Genomic DNA, 18016 nt, shown 5'->3' on the forward strand with positions numbered 1-18016 from the left:
TTACAGTCTTCGCTATTGATTTAACACCCAATATCCGAAATTTATTGTTTAATATGAAACTTTTATGTCTATTATGGCGCAAAATAGCTATTTTCGCGTCTATTTGAGAATAAGTACACGAGGTCAAAATGGAATATAATCATCAATCTTTAGAAAAGAAGTGGCAACAATTTTGGGCGCAGCATGGCACATTTAAACCATCGCCGTCTACCGAGAAACCCAAGTATTATGTGTTGGATATGTTTCCCTATCCTTCGGGAGCAGGGTTGCACGTAGGGCATCCGCTGGGCTATATTGCTTCCGATATATTTTCTAGATATAAACGATTGAAAGGGTTTAATGTACTGCATCCTATGGGTTACGACTCCTTTGGTTTGCCTGCAGAGCAGTATGCCATCCAAACGGGCCAACATCCGGCCATCACCACCGAGGTCAACATCAACCGCTACCGCGAACAGCTCGACAATATCGGTTTTTCGTATGATTGGTCGCGCGAGGTGCGTACCTCTGATGCCAGCTACTACAAATGGACGCAATGGATCTTTATGCAGCTGTTCAATGCTTGGTACAACAAAGCGACCGATAAAGCGGAATCTTTGGATTCTTTGATTCAATATTTTGAAGCGAATGGATCTGCAGGGCTGCAAGCTGTCGCAGACGAAGATGTATCAACATTTACGGCGGATGAGTGGAAGGGTTTTACAGAAGAGGAGCAACAGCAAGAGCTGTTAAAATATCGCTTGGCCTATCTTCGTGAAAGCACCGTGAACTGGTGTGCTGCGCTAGGTACCGTACTGGCCAATGACGAGGTGATAAACGGCGTTTCCGAGCGTGGTGGATACCCGGTGGAACAAAAGAAAATGATGCAGTGGTCTATGCGCATCACGGCCTATGCAGATCGCTTACTTCGTGGTTTGGATACGATCGATTGGCCGGAGCCACTTGTCGAGATGCAGCGTAACTGGATCGGCAAATCGGTGGGGGCATCTGTGAAATTTCCGGTGCCGCAGGCCGCTACAGATATTGAAGTGTTTACGACACGTGTGGATACCATTTATGGTGTTTCCTTTGTGGTGTTAGCACCCGAGCACGAGTTGGTGGATACGTTAACAACAGATACGCAACGGGCAGCCGTTGAGGCGTATAAAGATAAGACCTCCAAAAAATCGGAGCTCGATCGTATGGCCGATACCAAAACGGTATCCGGTGCCTTTACGGGGGCTTTTGCCAAGCATCCGTTGACGGGCGAAGACGTGCAGATCTGGATTGCTGACTATGTGCTGGCAGGATATGGAACCGGGGCGGTGATGGCTGTACCTTCGGGCGACCAGCGCGATTATGTTTTTGCGAAGCATTTCGATTTGCCGATCATCCCGATTTCGGATTCCCAAAATATTGAAGAGGCTGCCGATCCCAATAAGGATGGACGCTATATCAATTCAGACTTCGTCAACGGAATGACGTATAAGGAAGCCGTGCCTGCCTTGATCGATCGTTTGGTCGATTTAAAATTGGGTAAGGCTAAGGTGAATTTCCGTATGCGCGATGCTATTTTCGGACGTCAACGCTACTGGGGCGAGCCTGTTCCGGTTTACTTCAAGAATGGCTTGCCTTACTTGTTGAAAGAAGAGGAGCTCCCTTTGTTGCTACCAGAGGTCGATAAATACTTGCCTACAGAAACGGGCGAGCCGCCACTGGGCAGGGCCGAAAATTGGAAGTACCAAGATCAATATGAATACGAGTTGAGTACCATGCCGGGTTGGGCCGGATCTTCTTGGTATTGGTTTCGGTATATGGATCCGCAAAATGCAGATTCCTTTGCTGCCAAAGAAGCGGTTGATTATTGGAAATCAGTAGATTTATATATTGGTGGTTCTGAGCATGCTACGGGGCACTTGCTGTATTCCCGCTTTTGGAACAAAGTGCTGAAAGATTTAGGCTTCCACAAGGAAGAGGAGCCTTTCAAAAAGTTGATCAACCAAGGGATGATCCAAGGTCGTTCTAACTTTGTGTACCGCCTGTTGGATGCGGAAGGAAAGGGAACCAATACCTTTGTGTCTTATGGATTGAAGGATCAGTACAATACCATTCCGCTTCACGTCGATGTCAATATCGTGTACAACGATGTGTTGGATACCGAAAAATTTAAGTCTTTCCGCCCCGATTTTGCAGACGCTACGTTTATTTTGGAGAACGATAAGTATGTGTGCGGAACGGAAGTGGAGAAGATGTCCAAGTCGAAATTTAATGTGGTCAACCCCGATGATATCATCTCTACCTATGGCGCAGATACCTTGCGTCTGTACGAGATGTTTCTTGGGCCGCTAGAGCAATCTAAACCTTGGAATACCAATGGTATAGAAGGTGTATATAAATTCTTGCGTAAGGTATGGCGTTTGTTTCATGATGCGGAAGGAACCTTTGCCGTGTCTGACGAAGAGCCTACAAAAGCGGAGTTTAAGGCTTTGCATAAGATCATTAAGAAAGTGGAGGAAGATATTGAGCGTTTCTCGTTCAATACCTCGGTATCTGCTTTTATGATCTGTGTAAATGAATTGACCGATCTTAAATGTAATAAGCGCGCTATTCTTCAGGATCTTGTTGTGGTATTGCAGCCTTATGCGCCGCATATCACGGAGGAACTTTGGTCCTTGTTGGGCAATGCTGCCGGTACGCTTTCCTATGCATCCTATCCGCAGTTTCAGCCGGCTTATTTGGTCGAGTCGGAATTTGCCTATCCGGTTTCCATCAATGGCAAAATGAAGTTGAACTTGCCGCTGGCGCTAGACCTCGATGCGAAGGCGGTGGAGGAGATTGTTCTCGCGCATGCCGATGTGCAACGGTTTTTGGACGGCAAAGCGGTGAAGAAGATTATTTTTGTAAAAGGGAAGATCATCAACGTTGTGGTGTAGATAGCTACACGACTTTGATCTGTCATAATAGCGAAAAGGTGAGCCACAGCGATGCGGCTCACCTTTTCTTTTATGCAGATATGCTGGAAAACCAGTAAGCTATTATCTTCGATTTTGAAGATATTTTTAATTATCATCGAAATCGAAGATATTTTAATTTATCATTGAAATCGAAGATATTTTGATTTATCATTGTATATGATGATATTTACTCAACGGTATCCGGTAGGGATGAAACGTAAATAACTATGATTGCTGTAATAACAGGAGATATTGTAAGATCGCGAAGTGCGCAACCCGAAATATGGCTTCCCATTTTGGAGAAAGCGATAGCGGTATATGCCAAAACCTATGATGTTTTTCGGGGCGATAGTTTTCAGATGGAGGTGTCTTTGGAGCAGGCCTTCACCGCCGCCTTCTATATTAAAGCGGCGATGATTGAGGCCGGATTAGATGTGCGCTTGGGGATTGGCATCGGCGAGAAAGACCATAACTCGCCTCATATCAAAACAACGTTCGGCTCGGCCTTGGTCTATTCGGGCGAAGCTTTTGATGAGCTGAAGAAAGATACGCTGTACCTCAAGTCTGCCAATGCAGAGTTTAATGCCTTGTGCAATACTATTTTGCCGCTGCTAAGTGAACTATGCCTTCGTTGGACACCCAATATTGCCGAAACCGTTAAGGTAGCGCTCCAGCATGACGGCGCAAATCAAGTGGAATTGGCGAAGATACTGCACAAAAAATACCAAAGCCAGGTGAGCACCGCCCTGCAAAAGGCGGGCTTCTCGAAAATGCAACATGCCTTGTCTTATTGTACACAACAGTTGTTAAAACTATGAGTCTACTTTTTCTTAAGCTTTTGCTTGCCCATCTTATAGGTGATTTTGTATTACAGCCAAGCAATTGGGTGGATAAACGCAAGGAGCATGTGCGTTATCTATTCTTTCATGTTGCCGTGCACATCGTTCTGTTGGGCTTGTTGTTTCTCCCTGAACTATCGGAAAAATGGCCTATCGTTGTGCTGGTGTCGGCAACGCACCTTTTGATCGATAGCTTAAAGATCTATATGGAGCGCAAATGGCCACTGAAGCCCTTTCAGGTGTTTGTAGTAGACCAGACCTTGCATGTGCTAAGCCTCCTATTGGCGGTGGTTTTTGTTTACGGAATGCCCGAAGCCTGGGTTGAACAACTGTATGCGGCGAAAACAATTTGCTATGTGTTGGCTATCTTATTGATCTGCTTTGTTAGCCCCATTGCTCTGCGTGTATTTTTCAGTCGCTGGGATACCGAAAGCGACTTCAAAACCAAGCCGCAAGGTTCGTTGGCCGATGCCGGTCTACTGATCGGTATCATGGAGCGCTTGCTGATCGTTTTATTTATACAGCTGGGTTTCCTGTCGGGCATAGGCTTCTTACTGGGGGCGAAGTCTATTTTCCGCTTTGGCGATCTCACTAACGCCAAGGATGCTAAATTCACGGAATATATTCTTGTCGGGACGTTTGCAAGTTTCGTTTTGGGGATTGTTATTGGCTACGCGCTAAAATTCGGTCTGAAATATTTGGCCTAAATTAGCGTGAGGATGTTACAATCTGTCATTTTCAAGTACGCCGATAGGGGTATTTCGCAAAGGAATAGGTATAATACGCATTTTATCGCGTAATTAAATCGTTGAAGTTGGCTTGTTTTTTGTATTTTTCATCATAAATAACCAAAGCGTGAGCTTATGATGAGAAAATGCTTGTATATCACGATTCTGCAGGTCATACTTTTGACAGGCCTATCGGTAGCACAAAACCTACGCATCACCGAGATACGAAAAGATTTTAAGGTAGGGCATAAAGATGAAGATAAATGTAAACGACATCTTGAAGCCCTGGAGAAACATGCCGATTCTCCTGTGGAACGCGGTTATGAGGCTGCATACCATATGTTTATGGCTAAACATAGCGGTAACCCTTTGAAGAAGATGAGCTATTTTAAAGATGGTAAAAAGAGACTCGATAAGGAAATTGCCGCTAATCCCAGTAATGTAGAACTTCGTTATATCCGTTTACTGATTCAGTTTTACACGCCATCCTACTTAGGTTATCGCGATAATATCGAGGAGGATAAAGACTTCTTGATGAACAATCTCTACAAAATCAATGATAGGGAGGCCAAGCAAATTATATACACCTATCTCAAAGGAGCGAAGATGTATTCCGAACAGGAGTTAGCTTTGTTGGGTCGCTAACAATCTTTGTGTAGATTTGTGCGTTGATAATAGTATATGAGTAAACTGTATTTTTTTATACTGGCATGTGCGGGTAGCATGGCTTTCGCTACTGCCCAAACGAAGCTGGACATCGGAGCGCTGCCGGAGCTGCATGCCACCGATAAATTGAATGTTGTGCTGATCCCGAGCGACGAAAACTATGTTTCTATAGAAGGCGAGCTTTCGGATAAAGTAGAAGTGACGCAACAAGGACGGGTGCTACGCATCAAAATGGCATCTGGCTATCCGCTGAAAGGCATTAATACTTTCGTGAAGGTGTACAGCAAGGCTCCATATAGCTTCACAATCCAAAAAGGCGCTATTTTGCAGACGGAGGACGGTACATTGGCGGCAGACTCCATATTGGTGTGGGCCAATGAAGGCGGAAAGCTTGACTTGGCCGTGAACGCTAAGCGCGTAGAAGTGTATAGCACCACGGGATCTGCAGTGACACTGCGTGGCGAAACCGATACGCAAGAGGCTATCTTAACTTTTGGCGGAAGCTATTATGGCGAGAAGCTTACGAGTAACAAGGCTCTTGCGCGCATAAATGGTGGCGGCGTGTGTGATATCCGTGCCAGCGTATCCGCGGATGTGCAGACGCGCGCAGGTGGGGCAATCAATATCTACGGTAATCCTGCAGAAAAGAAACAGAAGCGTTTGGCAGGCGGCAAGATTACGTTTTTAAACGATAAATAATAGCGATGTAAAGCATAAAAAAGAGCGGTGCATTGTCATGTGTACCGCTCTTTTTTTATCGGGTGCTTATCCAGCTTTTTTGAGATTTACGCCGGTAGCCTTAATTTAATATGTTTAATAATTTGATGCCTACTACAACACCTGCAGCCTGTTGTCCTGCTTGCAAAGACCGCACGTAGTCCACGCGGAACAAGCGATATTTTCCCCAGCCGATATTATCGATGCCGAGGCTGAATTCATGATAGGGTTTGCGCTCTTCCGTCGCCAGCTGGTGGTAGCCGGCGATAAGTCCCCACTGCAAGGCATCGAGTAAGGGTATTTTATTAAAGAAATACCCTTTAAAGTCCTGCTCTGCATGAAGCTGTACATAAGCCTTATTGCTGCTGTGGCTGTAATAGGGCAGCAACAGAAAATTGTTGTCGTACACGGCGCTGGTGCCTACATGCGTTTGGTTGCCCGCAAAGTGCTTATAGTCGGTAAACGGCATGTTTTCAGCATGGAAGAATTTCCCCGCATTGATGCGGCCGCTTAATAGTCCCAATGTACCAAAGGAAATAGTTTGGCTTGCCGTTCCATAGAGATGCTGGTAGCTCATGCTGCGATCCGTTAGATTGATGCTGTGGTTATAGCCGAGGGTAAACAGAGGGTAGCGATTGTTGCGCAACAGCAGCGTTGCATCGGGACGATCGATAGACTTTTGACCAAGGGCCCAGCGGAGCGCAGCGCCCAGCTCCAATACACTGTTATTGTTGAACGGCGCTGTTTCATAATCATCGGGAGCCAATGGGTTGTTTGCTGCATAAAATTCCTCCTTCCGCAGGAACGAATAATTGCTGTGGTTGTATAGCGGACTTCGCTTTGCCCAAGCTGCAGATAAGAACAGGCGCAGGGGTATACTCACATTTTGTGCGTAGTTTAGTTTTACCTGTTCGCGTTGATACAATTGTATGTAGCTATCCTTAAAAAACAGGGAAGAGAAATTGTTGATTAATGGGAGAACACCCTGTCCCTCGTTAAACGGTACCGCTTGGTTGCCAAAACCTAGCGCTAGCGTCGCATAGTTTTTGGTATTGAAGCGATGCTGATAGTCGGCGTAAAAGCGTAGTTTTTTTTCTGAGAACGCATATTGAAAATCGTTGTTCAAACTGGTCAACCTGCCGGTTTCATTTTTTCCAAACTTGGCATTGATGGCCGCGGTAAAGGTAAAGCCTTGCACAGCATTAAAGCTCGATTTCGTCAGGTTGGATAGACCAGCATAAGAAATGCTGTAGTTTCGATAGGAGTTTTGATAGGTGTAGCCCATAATGGGCGATAGCACACGAAACTTATTTCGGACACGGTCTATAGAATCGAGGTAGCCGACGCTGCTGCGCACCGCCTGTATGCTGTCTTTAAAAGCGTAATCCAAGCGTTCCTCGCGAGTGAGTTCAATAGGGCGTGTTTCTTGCCAGTAGAGCGAGTCTTTCAGGTTAGCTCCGCTGTTGATTTTTGCCAGTGTGTTACCAAATGTTCCTTTTGGAAATTCTTGCACAAATCGATAATTGGAAAAGTTTTGTAAGTAGCTTCCGTTTGCTTTGATACCAAAAAAGCCCAAGCTAAAGCTGATGCGCTGCATAGACTTGGTCCATCGCTTGTCCTGCGTATGCCAAGCATAATGTTGCAACAGGGCGATGCTATCCAAAATAGGCTGTTGGGTGCGGTATCCCGGTATCGTAAAATCCACGGCATAGATTGCCCAGCTTTCGTCCACGATGTAGATGTAGCCATCTACGGCAGGCTCCTTGTCGCGCTTGGGCTTCACCTGTATCTTGTACACCTGTTGCCCATCTTCTTCTCTGGTGTCGATCAATTTGTACGCGTAGTAGCTTAGCGCATTGTTGGCAATGGGCGATATGATGCCCGTACCGAGATCGACACTGTTGCTGTAGAAGTCGAAATTGGCACCCATGGCGGTGTTAAAGCTAAACCCTTGATCGTTGCCACTTACCTTGGAGGCGGTAATCTCTTCGTATAGTTTGTTGGGTTTTTGAAAACTGATTTTGGAAACCGTTTCCGAGAGGTAGATGACGCCCGATCCGGTGGAGTCTAAGCCCGGGATGTTCTCTGATGCAGCCTTTGCCATTTTTTTCGGCATGTTCTGCATGCGCATGATTCCTTTCGAGTAGAAATCTGCCTGATACTTGTCTATCACGTTGCCGTTGGCCTCGCGGTGACGGATAGCTTGCTTAATGATGCGCAAGGCAGGGTTTTCGCTGTTAGTCACGACGACTTCTTCCAGCATTTGCTCGTCTTCTTCCAAGATGATATGCAGGGGCGTACTGTGGCTATTTGCTTCCAAGATCTTCGCTGTTGTCTTGTAGCCTAAACTTTTAAAAATCAAGGTTTTCGTCCCAAGAGGTAGCTTCGGGAATGAAAACTCGCCGTTGCTGTTTGTGGAAGTGCCCAAGTAACTGTTTTTTACAAGAACACTCACCGAGGCCAGTGGTTTGTTTTGTTGATCGACCACGGTGCCGCTGATTTGCGCCTTGGTAAAAAAGGGAAGGAGCAGCGTGAGCAAGAGCAAGGTATACTTCATCAGGTATTTAAATAATCGCGTTTTAGACCAAGATACTGTTTTTCAGTGAAGGGGACGATTAAAGTTTGTTAAAATCTTGCGATTACACCGGATGCCTGCAGGGACAAAAAGCCGCTGGAAAAATTACATGAAAATTCATCACGAATATGTAACTTTGCGGCATGTCCGAAAAAATTATCATTCTTGATTTTGGCTCGCAGTATACGCAGTTAATAGCACGCCGTGTACGTGAGCTCAATGTGTATTGTGAAATTCATCCATTTAATAATCTTCCCGAATTTGATGACAACGTTAAAGGTGTTATCTTCTCAGGAAGTCCCTATTCTGTCCGACAGGAAGAGGCACCACAGATTGACTTCAGCTCCATTCAGGAACGCTTTCCTTTATTGGGGGTATGTTATGGTGCGCAATATCTGGCGCAGAAATCCGGAGGTGAAGTGTTGCCTTCCGAGATCAGGGAATACGGACGTGCAAACTTACAGTTTGTAGATGGTGAAAATGAATTGTTAACAGGCGTGCCTGTGCAGTCTCAGGTGTGGATGTCGCATGGCGACACCATCAAAGAGGTGCCGGCAAACTTTAAGGTGATCGCTAGCACGGATAAAGTTCGTGTAGCAGCCTACCATATCGAAGGTACCCGTACATACGGAATCCAATTTCACCCCGAAGTGACACACAGTACGGATGGTCAAGTGTTGTTGAAGAATTTTGTGGTTAACATTTGTGGTTGTGCGCAAGATTGGACATCAACGGCCTTTGCCGAAACTACGATTGCAGAATTGAAAGAGCAACTTGGCGACGACCACGTTATCATGGCGCTTTCTGGCGGTGTAGATTCGACGGTAGCAGCGGTCTTGTTGCACCAAGCAATCGGTAAGAACTTGCACTGTATCTTTGTAGATCACGGTCTATTACGTAAAAACGAGTACGAGCAGGTGTTGGATTCGTATAAGAACATGGGTCTTAACATCAAAGGAATAAACGCTAAAGAATTGTTTTACGGTCGTTTGGCTGGTATTTCCGAGCCTGAGCAGAAGCGTAAAATTATTGGTGCTTCTTTTATCGATGTATTTGACCAAGCGGCCAAAGATATCCAAAACGAGCTGCCTGAAGGTATCGAAGCAAAATGGTTGGGACAGGGCACGATCTATCCAGATATTATCGAGTCTATCTCTGTCAAAGGACCATCTGCAACGATCAAATCGCACCACAATGTGGGCGGATTGCCAGACTTTATGAAGTTGAAGGTAGTGGAGCCGCTAAAAACATTGTTCAAAGATGAAGTACGTCGTGTAGGAAGAACCTTAGAAGTTGATCCTGCTATCCTAGGACGTCACCCTTTCCCTGGCCCTGGCTTAGCGATTCGCGTGCTGGGTGATATCACGGAAGAAAAGGTACGGATTTTGCAGGAAGCAGACGATATATATATCCGGAATTTGAAGGAAACAGGCTGGTACGACAAAGTGTGGCAAGCCGGTACCATATTTCTTCCGGTGCAATCGGTAGGGGTAATGGGTGATGAGCGCACCTACGAGCATGTGGTTGCTTTGCGCGCCGTGGGCTCACTCGACGGGATGACCGCTGACTGGATTCATCTTCCTTACGATTTGCTTGCGAAAATTTCGAATGAAATTATCAATCATGTTAAAGGAATCAACCGAGTAGTCTATGATATCAGTTCAAAACCACCAGCGACTATTGAGTGGGAATAAACTTATACTAGCTTTAGGACTAGCGCTCAGCTTGGGCGCTTGTTCTCCTAAAGTTGGCGTATTGAAATCACCCGATCATCGTGGTGGAAATGTAGGAAGTACCACAACCGGTACGGACAAATCGGGCGGCACAAAGCCCGGAGAGCCCGGCGAGGTTGCTGGCGCTAAGGGTAAACGGGTTTTGGAAAATAGCATTGCTCTTGTACTCCCTTTTCAATTGGATCGGTTGAATCCCAATGCCGTATCTAAAGAAGATGTAAAGCGTTCGGCTATTGCATTAGATTTTTATCAGGGTTTTCAGCTGGGATTGGATGAATTGGCGAAAGCTGGTAAATCTTTTGCCTTGAATGTGCTTGATTCCCGCGACAACGAAGGTCAAAACATCAGCATTGCCAAATCAGAAGATGTGTCGGAGGCTGCGCTGATCGTGGGGCCAGTATATCCGAAAGAGATTCGTGCGTTCGGAACAAACTTAGCCGATAAGCAGGTGTTGCAAATAAACCCATTAGCGGCATCGCGTGCTAGTGAATTTAATCTTCCAAACCTCGTTTCCTTAACTCCGTCCATCGATGTGCACATGAAGGCTGCTGCCGCTCGTGTAGCGCGCGATTATAGTGCGGGGGATGTGGTGATTATCTATAACACCACGGATAATGATGGTCGTCAGTTTTTAAGTGGATTTCTGTCGGAAATCCGTCGGGCAAAGCCGTCGGCGACGGTACGTTCCGTGTCGTCTGTAGCGCAGCTTAATGAAGCGTTGCTGACCACTGGTGCGAACCTTATCGTTACCGGAACGACCGATAAATTCCAACTGCGCACCTTATTGAACAACCTCGACGCCAAGTCTAACGAAAGCTTCTATTCGGTTAATCTTTATGGCCATCCGCTGTGGGATCGCATAGACTTCAGCATGTACGAAAACTTCGCCAACTACAATCCGGTGATATCTGCAGAAAGCCATTTAAAGTCGTGGACTACAGGTGTGAAGCAGTTTAAGGACAGCTATTATACGCTTTATGGTGTTAATCCTTCGGATTATTCTTATAAAGGCTATGATGCGGCTAAGTTTTTTGGCGGCTTGTTAGCGAAATATGGTGTCAAATATCCAGAGCACATCACCAAAGAGTCTTTTGATGGTTTGTTTAGCGGTTATCAATTTGAGCAAAGTGAGGGCGCGGGATTTGTGAATCACGCTGTTACGCACAAGTTGTATCGAGGCTCTTCCTTCCAATTGAACTAATGGCAGAGATTAACCAGCGAAGGGTTGAGCAGCAGCTTCGTAATTTCGAACGCGCGCTGCAGGCCTATGGGCATGACGAGCCGTTAAGTCGTTTCCTGACACGTTTCTTTAAGGAAAATAGGCAGATGGGTTCCGCCGATAGGCGAATGACATCGCGCTATTGCTATAATTACTTTCGTTTGGGCGAGGCTGTTAAGGCGATATCCCTACAAGAAAAGCTGGTCATTGCCGAGTTTTTGTGCGAGCAGGCTAGCGATTTGGTTGCGCTTCATCAGCCGGACTGGTTAGCAGCGATTACTGCTCCTTTGGCCGAGAAGATAGCATTTCTTCAGGATCAGGGCATCGCTGTTAAAGACGCTATTTTCCCTTTTCAGCAGCACCTGTCGCCGGATGTACGGACGGAAGATTTTGTGCTAAACCATCTTATTCAACCTGATTTATTTATCCGTGTACAACAGCAGGCCACGGAGCAGGTAGAAGCGGAGCTACAACGGGCTGCTATTTCCTTTTCGTCTATTGGTAAAGCTGGCTACCGATTGCCCAATGGCAGTAAGTTGCAAGAGTTGAAAGGAATTGCGGGGCTTTATGAAGTACAAGACCAGTCGTCGCAGCAGAGCTTGGACATGGCACAATTGCAACCCGGTCAATCCTGGTGGGATGCTTGCGCGGCGTCGGGCGGCAAATCTTTATTGCTTTTGGAGAAGGAGTCCGCTGTACGTCTGTTGGTGTCTGATATACGCTTAAGTATACTCCGAAATCTCGACGAGCGATTTCAGGTAGCGAAGGTGAAGGCAGCATACCGCAAGAAAGTCCTTGACCTGACCGAAGATGTAGACCACATTATGCAGGGCGAACGTTTTGATGGCATCATCTTGGATGCGCCTTGTTCTGGTTCTGGAACTTGGTCTCGTACACCCGAAATGATCAAGCAATTTTCCGAAGCTAAGATTGCGGAATTTTCCGATTTGCAAAAGCGTATTGCCAAACAGGTATCTGCTTATCTTAAGCCCAAGGGTCAGTTGATTTACATCACTTGCTCCGTGTTTCAGGAGGAAAATGAGGCGGTAGTCGCATTTTTGGAAGCGTCCTGCGGGTTGAAAGTGGAAACACAACAGCTTATTGCGGGCTACAACCGGAAGTCGGACAGTATGTTTGCCGCCCGACTTCGGAAGATTTAACCCCTTAAGCTATTTTTTCTAGTCACATTTACCCGGAATTACCAGTACGGGGCAGCTCGCTTTGCGGATAACCGACTCGGAGACACTGCCAGAGATGAAATGTTCGAAGCCCGTCTTTCCGTTGGACCCCATAATGATAAGGTCGGCTGTCCATTCGCTGGCCGTATTTAATATCTCGTCCCGAACATTCCCAATTTTATTGAACAGAAATACCTCTTGGGCGCCTTCAAAGCTATTGCCTATGCTTTCGAGAAAACGCTGGGCAGCGTCCTGTTGTATTTCGGATACTTCGGGCACAATAATGGGCTGCTGGCCGAGTAGCGGATCAGCACCATAGGCTGCCGGCGATGTAGGCGGTACCACAGTAACCAATGCGACCGACGACTGGAATTCGCGTACCAAATCCTTGGCGTACTCAATGGCTTTTAACGTACACTCGGTGTCGTCAACAGCTAAAAGGATGCGATTAAATCTATGATTACTCATGTGCGTGCGTATAAAAAAGTTATATTCGTATACGTAGAGAACATCTGCGCAATATTATTTGTTTTACTAAAAAAGCGAAAAAATGGTTTTAGGTATCTGTAATCTTTCCGTCGTTCCCTTACGATCCAACCCGGCACACCGAAGTGAAATGGTAAACCAACTGCTCTTTGGAGAGTGTTTCGAAATTTTGGAAGACGGGAAGGATTGGGTGTACATCCGGATGTTGGACAATGATTATGAAGGTTGGCTTCAGGTAGGGCAGTTTATGCTGTGCAACGAAAGCTTCAATCCGCAGATCGGCGCAGCATATGATATTGTTGGAAGCGTTGGCGCGACCGCTATGCGGCAGGACAAAAAGATTCAATTGCTGGCGGGAACGAAGCTGCCTAGCTATCTTTTGGTAAAAGATCAACAGCCCCAAGATTGGGACTATGAGCTGTCTGGCGATATCTGTCCTGCAACGATAAGCGATTTTAAAACGGAATTTCTGCGCTTCGTCCGCTTCTACAACTACAGTCCCTATCTTTGGGGAGGTCGTTCGCATTACGGCATCGACTGCTCCGGACTTACACAGGCAATCTTTGCGCAGTTTGGCATTCAACTGCCTCGTGATGCCTACCAGCAGGCTGAACAAGGAACGACGGTTGATTTTGCAACGGAAATAAAAACCGGCGATTTGGCCTTCTTCGACAATGAGGAGGGGCGCATCACGCATGTGGGCGTTATGTTGGATGGCGAGCGTATTTTTCATGCCTCGGCGTCCGCACGCATCGATCGCATGGACAGCGAGGGGATCTTTCGGCAAGACTGGAACCGATACACCCATAAATTGCGGATCGTCAAACGGTATTTCGAACTTGATTAGGCCTTATACTAAGGATAGGATTGCCCGAGCGAGATCGTGCAACACATATACATCAAACAGAATATGCTCAACTACTACAACACATTCGTTTAACTTTAGAATATGCAATTAGACAACAATCGATATTTCTTGCTGGCCAGCGCACAGCTATTTCCTTTTTCTACTCCTGCGACAGCCTACAGCGTATCAGGCGAGGAGGCATTAACGCTTGCTCGATCGGCTTTTGAGCTTGTCGCAGAGGGTAAGTTACAAGAAGCAATCGCCCTATACACGCAAGGTATAGAAGCTTATCCCGAGCAAGCATTTTTCCATGCTTGCCGTTCTTTGTTAAACGAGCAGCTGGAAGACCAAGAAGGTGCGTTCTACGACTATCAGGTGGCAAAATCGATCGATTTTAATTATCACATCTATTTAGAGTGGCGCGAAAATAGACCGGAAACGGCGGATGCCGATCCCGCCATAGGATTTTCTGATCTGCAATCTTTGTTAGAAGCTGCCCTAGATGCTACCCAGCAATTTGACTACGAGCACGCACTTAACCTATATGGGCAGGCATTGGTAGCTTTTGGAGAGTCTGCCGACCTCTTTGTGTACCGTGGTGCGCTACAGATGCGCCTGTTACGTTACGATTTGGCTGTTGCCGACTTTGAAGCGGCCTTGCATATGGATCCCACGCATGTACAGGCGCAGCTTTCCTTGGCCAAGTTTTATGAAGCGATTCATGAACCAGAGGCTGCTCGCAAGGCTTTTGATAAAGCGGTGCTGCTCGCTCCGGAAAATAGCGTGATCTATGAAGAGCGTGGTAATTTCCTGCAGGAGCAAGAAGCTTACGCAGAGGCTTTGGCCGACTATGATACCTTGGTATCGCTATTGCCGGATGACTTTTACGTGTATGCTATCCGTGCCGATTTGCTAGGCAAAATGGAGCGCTGGGATGCTGCCCTTCTAGACTACAGCAAAGCGATACAGCTTAATCCCTATTATTCGGATCTGTATACCTACCGTGCGGAGGTGAAAGAGAAACTTGGTGATAACGATGGCGCCGAAGCCGATCGACGTAAGTACGAGGAGATCGAAGCGGAAGATTAGGCAGTAATCCTAGATACTGCACCTTATTTTAAGCAGCTACTGCTTAAAATAAGGTCGATTGTCCATTATCCTTCCCCTTATTGGGAATGCCCAACTGCGTACCTACAGCTTTGTTGAGCTCGGCTATAAAATGCGCAGCAAGTAGGGGTGATTCCACCTCCACATTTTGGTGGATAAAGAAATAGAGCTTTTGCAAGCCCGCATCTTTCCACTCCTTGATGCGCGCCACCCAAGCGGATAGCCTGTCGTAGTCGCTGGGATGGTTGGCTCCGACATAACGCACAAAGGCAACGGGCGTTGTCAGGCGCATATGCAACAGTTCCCGTCTTCCTGCCGTGTCGACAATAACGTTGGTCTTATCTGTTTTCTCCAAAAGTGTAACCAACTTCTGCTGTATGGCATCGTCGGTAAACCATTCGCCGTTCCTTACTTCCACAGCCAAGGGGTATCCCTTCGGAAATCCCTCCAAGAATGCTTGCAGCCTATCGAAATCTTTCGGTTTATAGTTGTCATGCATCTGTAGGAAAGCCATACCCAGTCGGTCTTCAAAATTTACCGTGGCATCCACAAAGGCGGCAACCTTCTCATCGGTGTTCAGTAGACGGCCAAAATGGCTTACGGATTGTGGAATCTTGGGGAAGAACTTAAACCCCTCATCGGTTTTTTCGCGCCAGGTGATTACCTGCTCCTTGGATGGTGAATTATAGAACGTAGCGTTAAGCTCGATGCTGTTGAACTGTTGGGCATAGTATACCAACTCGTCTTTGGTTCCGCGCGGATAAAAACCTTTAAGATCGGCTTTGTTCCATTTTGCACAGCCAACATAAGCTTCAAAGGAACCGCTATTTTTGTACTCCTTCAGCAGTGCGATGGTTTCAGGTGCCGTAGGTGGCAGGGTGAAATCAATATCTTCGGGGTTTTCTACTTGTCCAAATTTCATGCACTAAGATAAACAATAGCATAGAAAAACAAAAACGAGGCACTAGAGGCCTCGTTGTTATTTTTTTTTATTTCTTCTGCTTATACGTTGAAGCGGAAGTGCATGATATCACCATCTTCCACGATGTAGGTTTTTCCCTCTACGGCAAGCTTACCCGCTTCCTTCACGGCCGCTTCGGAGCCATACTGTACGTAGTCTGCATATTTGATCACCTCGGCGCGGATAAATCCTTTTTCAAAGTCGGTGTGGATAACGCCTGCTGCCTGCGGAGCGGTGAATCCATTCTCGATGGTCCAAGCACGTACTTCCTGTACACCAGCCGTGAAATAGGTGGATAGCTTTAATAGGGAATAGGCCGCGCGGATCAACTTGTGTACGCCAGATTCTTCCAAACCAAGATCTTCTAAGAACATTTTACGTTCGTCGTAAGATTCTAATTGTGCAATTTCTGATTCAATTTGAGCAGAGATAACCAATACCTGTGCATTTTCATCCTTCACAGCTTCTTTAACGCGTTCTACATAGGCGTTACCCGTGTTTACCGATGCTTCATCCACATTACAAACATATAATACGGGCTTTACGGTCAAAAGAGCGAGGTCGGAGATAAAGTCAAAATCTTCTTCCGTGATAGCCGCTGTTCTAGCAGAGCGTCCTGACTCCAAGTGTTCCTTAACAACAGACAGGATTTCGAATGTTTTCTTGGCATCTTTATCACCACCTGTTTTCGCCATCTTCTCTACCTTTTGGATGCGTTTAACCACGGTATCCAAATCTTTTAGTTGCAATTCGGTGTCGATGATTTCTTTATCGCGAATAGGATCTACCGAGCCGTCAACGTGGATGACATTGCCATCATCAAAACAACGAAGCACATGGATAATGGCGTTTGTCGTGCGGATATTGCCCAAGAACTGGTTTCCTAAACCTTCTCCTTTGGAGGCACCTTTAACAAGTCCCGCGATATCAACAATCTCGATGGTGTTGGGAACGATGCGTTGTGGATTGACCAACTCGGCCAATTTATTTATGCGTTCATCGGGTACGGTAATAACGCCGACGTTAGGTTCTATCGTGCAAAAAGGAAAATTAGCTGCCTGCGCCTTCGCGTTGGACAAGCAATTGAATAATGTTGATTTACCCACATTTGGCAAACCTACGATACCACATTGTAAAGCCATGTAAATTGCAATTTTTTAAACGCACAAAGATAGGTAAAATAACCTAATCTTGGCAGCGATAAATAATGCTGTACGAGGGGTATTTAATTTTTTCGTGTTGTTCCTATCTCGTTGAAATATCCGTATATTTATCGCTAAAATATTATTTATGAAAAAACTACTACCACTGTTGTTGCTTTGTCTTGCTGTTGCCAGCGCATCCGCGCAAGATTTTAAGCCTTACTTTTCCAACAATATCAATTTTGGCATGTCCTACACCAATGGGCAGTTTCGCCAAAGTAACCTTGGATCCAACGATAATGATTTGGACTTTTTAGGTCTTCAATTTAATTATATTGGTTTGGTGCACTTAAGCCCAAAAGTGGCTGTTGGTGCCGGAACGGGTATTCGCCACCTAGTGAGTGTTGGTGACTACTGGGAAGATTGGTATGATTACGACGATTTTGATTTTATCCATAGCTACTTTTCCGTTCCCCTTTACGCGCATGCGCAGTTCCGCTTTATGGATCGCAAAGTCAGTCCTTTCTTAAATACCTCGTTGGGTTACCATTTCCGCGTTGGTGAGAGTGAAAATAATGGCGGTTCGCGATACAACGCTACGAGCGAGGTATCATCTATCTCCTCTGGATTGCTTGGCAGTGTGCAAGCAGGTGTCAGTATCCACGTTGGTCGTCGTTTCAACATTATGGCGGGTCCTTACTTTGAGTATAGACAGGCTACATTGCAGCGTAACATCACCGACTACGCAAGCTCGTCCATGATGCCCATAGTCATTGAAAACGATTTGAACCTCTTTGAAGCAGGGCTGAAAGTTGGTTTTGCTTTCTAGATTTTACACTTTTTAACATTTAGGGCTTTAATCCTTTCTGTTTAGCAGGCTGTCCT

Annotated in this window: 15 protein-coding genes; 11 read left to right on the forward strand and 4 right to left on the reverse strand. The window is 46.1% G+C overall.

Annotated elements, in window-relative coordinates; genetic code table 11:
- Window positions 1–128: 128 nt before the first annotated feature.
- The 5 genes from leuS to SCB77_RS21025 all read left to right on the forward strand — a co-directional run bounded on the left by leuS (window position 129) and on the right by SCB77_RS21025 (window position 5865).
- A complete protein-coding gene (leuS, locus tag SCB77_RS21005; RefSeq protein ID WP_320183964.1) occupies window positions 129–2912 on the forward strand; it encodes a leucine--tRNA ligase in 2784 nt (927 codons plus the stop codon).
- 248 nt (window positions 2913–3160) lie between these two features.
- The gene (locus SCB77_RS21010) at window positions 3161–3751 is read left to right on the forward strand and encodes a hypothetical protein (protein ID WP_320183965.1); all 591 of its coding nucleotides are present in this window, start codon (window positions 3161–3163) and stop codon (window positions 3749–3751) included.
- Complete coding sequence (locus SCB77_RS21015) at window positions 3748–4479, forward strand: DUF3307 domain-containing protein (RefSeq protein ID WP_320183966.1); 732 nt, start codon at window positions 3748–3750, stop codon at window positions 4477–4479. The genes SCB77_RS21010 and SCB77_RS21015 overlap by 4 nt, the downstream gene beginning before the upstream one ends.
- Before the next feature lie 156 nt (window positions 4480–4635).
- Window positions 4636–5145: a hypothetical protein gene (locus SCB77_RS21020; RefSeq protein WP_320183967.1), complete on the forward strand. Its 510-nt coding sequence runs from the start codon at window positions 4636–4638 to the stop codon at window positions 5143–5145.
- A 36-nt stretch (window positions 5146–5181) separates the two neighbouring features.
- Entirely contained in the window at window positions 5182–5865 is a 684-nt protein-coding gene (locus SCB77_RS21025; RefSeq protein WP_320183968.1) for a head GIN domain-containing protein, read from the forward strand.
- A 100-nt stretch (window positions 5866–5965) separates the two neighbouring features.
- On the opposite strand, the gene SCB77_RS21030 is transcribed toward SCB77_RS21025, so the two are convergent.
- Window positions 5966–8440, reverse strand: a complete 2475-nt coding sequence (locus tag SCB77_RS21030; RefSeq protein ID WP_320183969.1) for a DUF5686 and carboxypeptidase regulatory-like domain-containing protein — start codon at window positions 8438–8440, stop codon at window positions 5966–5968.
- A 161-nt stretch (window positions 8441–8601) separates the two neighbouring features.
- On the opposite strand from SCB77_RS21030, the gene guaA reads away from it, so the two are divergent.
- From guaA to SCB77_RS21045, 3 genes are read left to right on the forward strand one after another with little or no spacing between them, the layout of a single operon-like run.
- Complete coding sequence (guaA, locus tag SCB77_RS21035; protein ID WP_320183970.1) at window positions 8602–10152, forward strand: glutamine-hydrolyzing GMP synthase; 1551 nt, start codon at window positions 8602–8604, stop codon at window positions 10150–10152.
- Window positions 10109–11392, forward strand: coding sequence for an ABC transporter substrate-binding protein (locus tag SCB77_RS21040; RefSeq protein ID WP_320183971.1), 1284 nt, complete (start codon window positions 10109–10111; stop codon window positions 11390–11392). The genes guaA and SCB77_RS21040 overlap by 44 nt, the downstream gene beginning before the upstream one ends.
- Window positions 11392–12570, forward strand: coding sequence for an RsmB/NOP family class I SAM-dependent RNA methyltransferase (locus SCB77_RS21045; protein ID WP_320183972.1), 1179 nt, complete (start codon window positions 11392–11394; stop codon window positions 12568–12570). Before SCB77_RS21040 ends, SCB77_RS21045 begins: the two co-directional genes overlap by 1 nt.
- 18 nt (window positions 12571–12588) lie before the next feature.
- On the opposite strand, the gene SCB77_RS21050 is transcribed toward SCB77_RS21045, so the two are convergent.
- On the reverse strand, window positions 12589–13056 hold the full coding sequence (locus SCB77_RS21050) for a universal stress protein (RefSeq protein WP_320183973.1): 468 nt from the start codon (window positions 13054–13056) through the stop codon (window positions 12589–12591).
- A gap of 82 nt (window positions 13057–13138) precedes the next feature.
- Between SCB77_RS21050 and SCB77_RS21055 the strand changes: the two genes are divergently transcribed.
- Together SCB77_RS21055 and SCB77_RS21060 are read left to right on the forward strand one after the other, a co-directional pair.
- Complete coding sequence (locus SCB77_RS21055; protein WP_320183974.1) at window positions 13139–13921, forward strand: C40 family peptidase; 783 nt, start codon at window positions 13139–13141, stop codon at window positions 13919–13921.
- A 102-nt stretch (window positions 13922–14023) separates the two neighbouring features.
- A complete protein-coding gene (locus SCB77_RS21060; protein ID WP_320183975.1) occupies window positions 14024–15010 on the forward strand; it encodes a tetratricopeptide repeat protein in 987 nt (328 codons plus the stop codon).
- 43 nt (window positions 15011–15053) lie between these two features.
- Here SCB77_RS21060 and SCB77_RS21065 read toward each other — a convergent pair whose 3' ends face one another.
- Window positions 15054–15950, reverse strand: a complete 897-nt coding sequence (locus tag SCB77_RS21065) for a DUF72 domain-containing protein (RefSeq protein WP_320183976.1) — start codon at window positions 15948–15950, stop codon at window positions 15054–15056.
- Between the two features lie 80 nt (window positions 15951–16030).
- Window positions 16031–17131 carry a redox-regulated ATPase YchF gene (ychF, locus tag SCB77_RS21070; protein ID WP_320183977.1) on the reverse strand — a complete coding sequence of 367 codons (1101 nt, stop codon included), beginning with the start codon at window positions 17129–17131 and terminating at the stop codon, window positions 16031–16033.
- Window positions 17132–17279: 148 nt separating this feature from the next.
- Between ychF and SCB77_RS21075 the strand changes: the two genes are divergently transcribed.
- Window positions 17280–17960, forward strand: coding sequence for an outer membrane beta-barrel protein (locus tag SCB77_RS21075; RefSeq protein WP_320183978.1), 681 nt, complete (start codon window positions 17280–17282; stop codon window positions 17958–17960).
- Window positions 17961–18016 lie beyond the last annotated feature (56 nt).

The sequence above is a fragment of the Sphingobacterium bambusae genome, assembly GCF_033955345.1.
Taxonomy (GTDB): domain Bacteria; phylum Bacteroidota; class Bacteroidia; order Sphingobacteriales; family Sphingobacteriaceae; genus Sphingobacterium; species Sphingobacterium bambusae.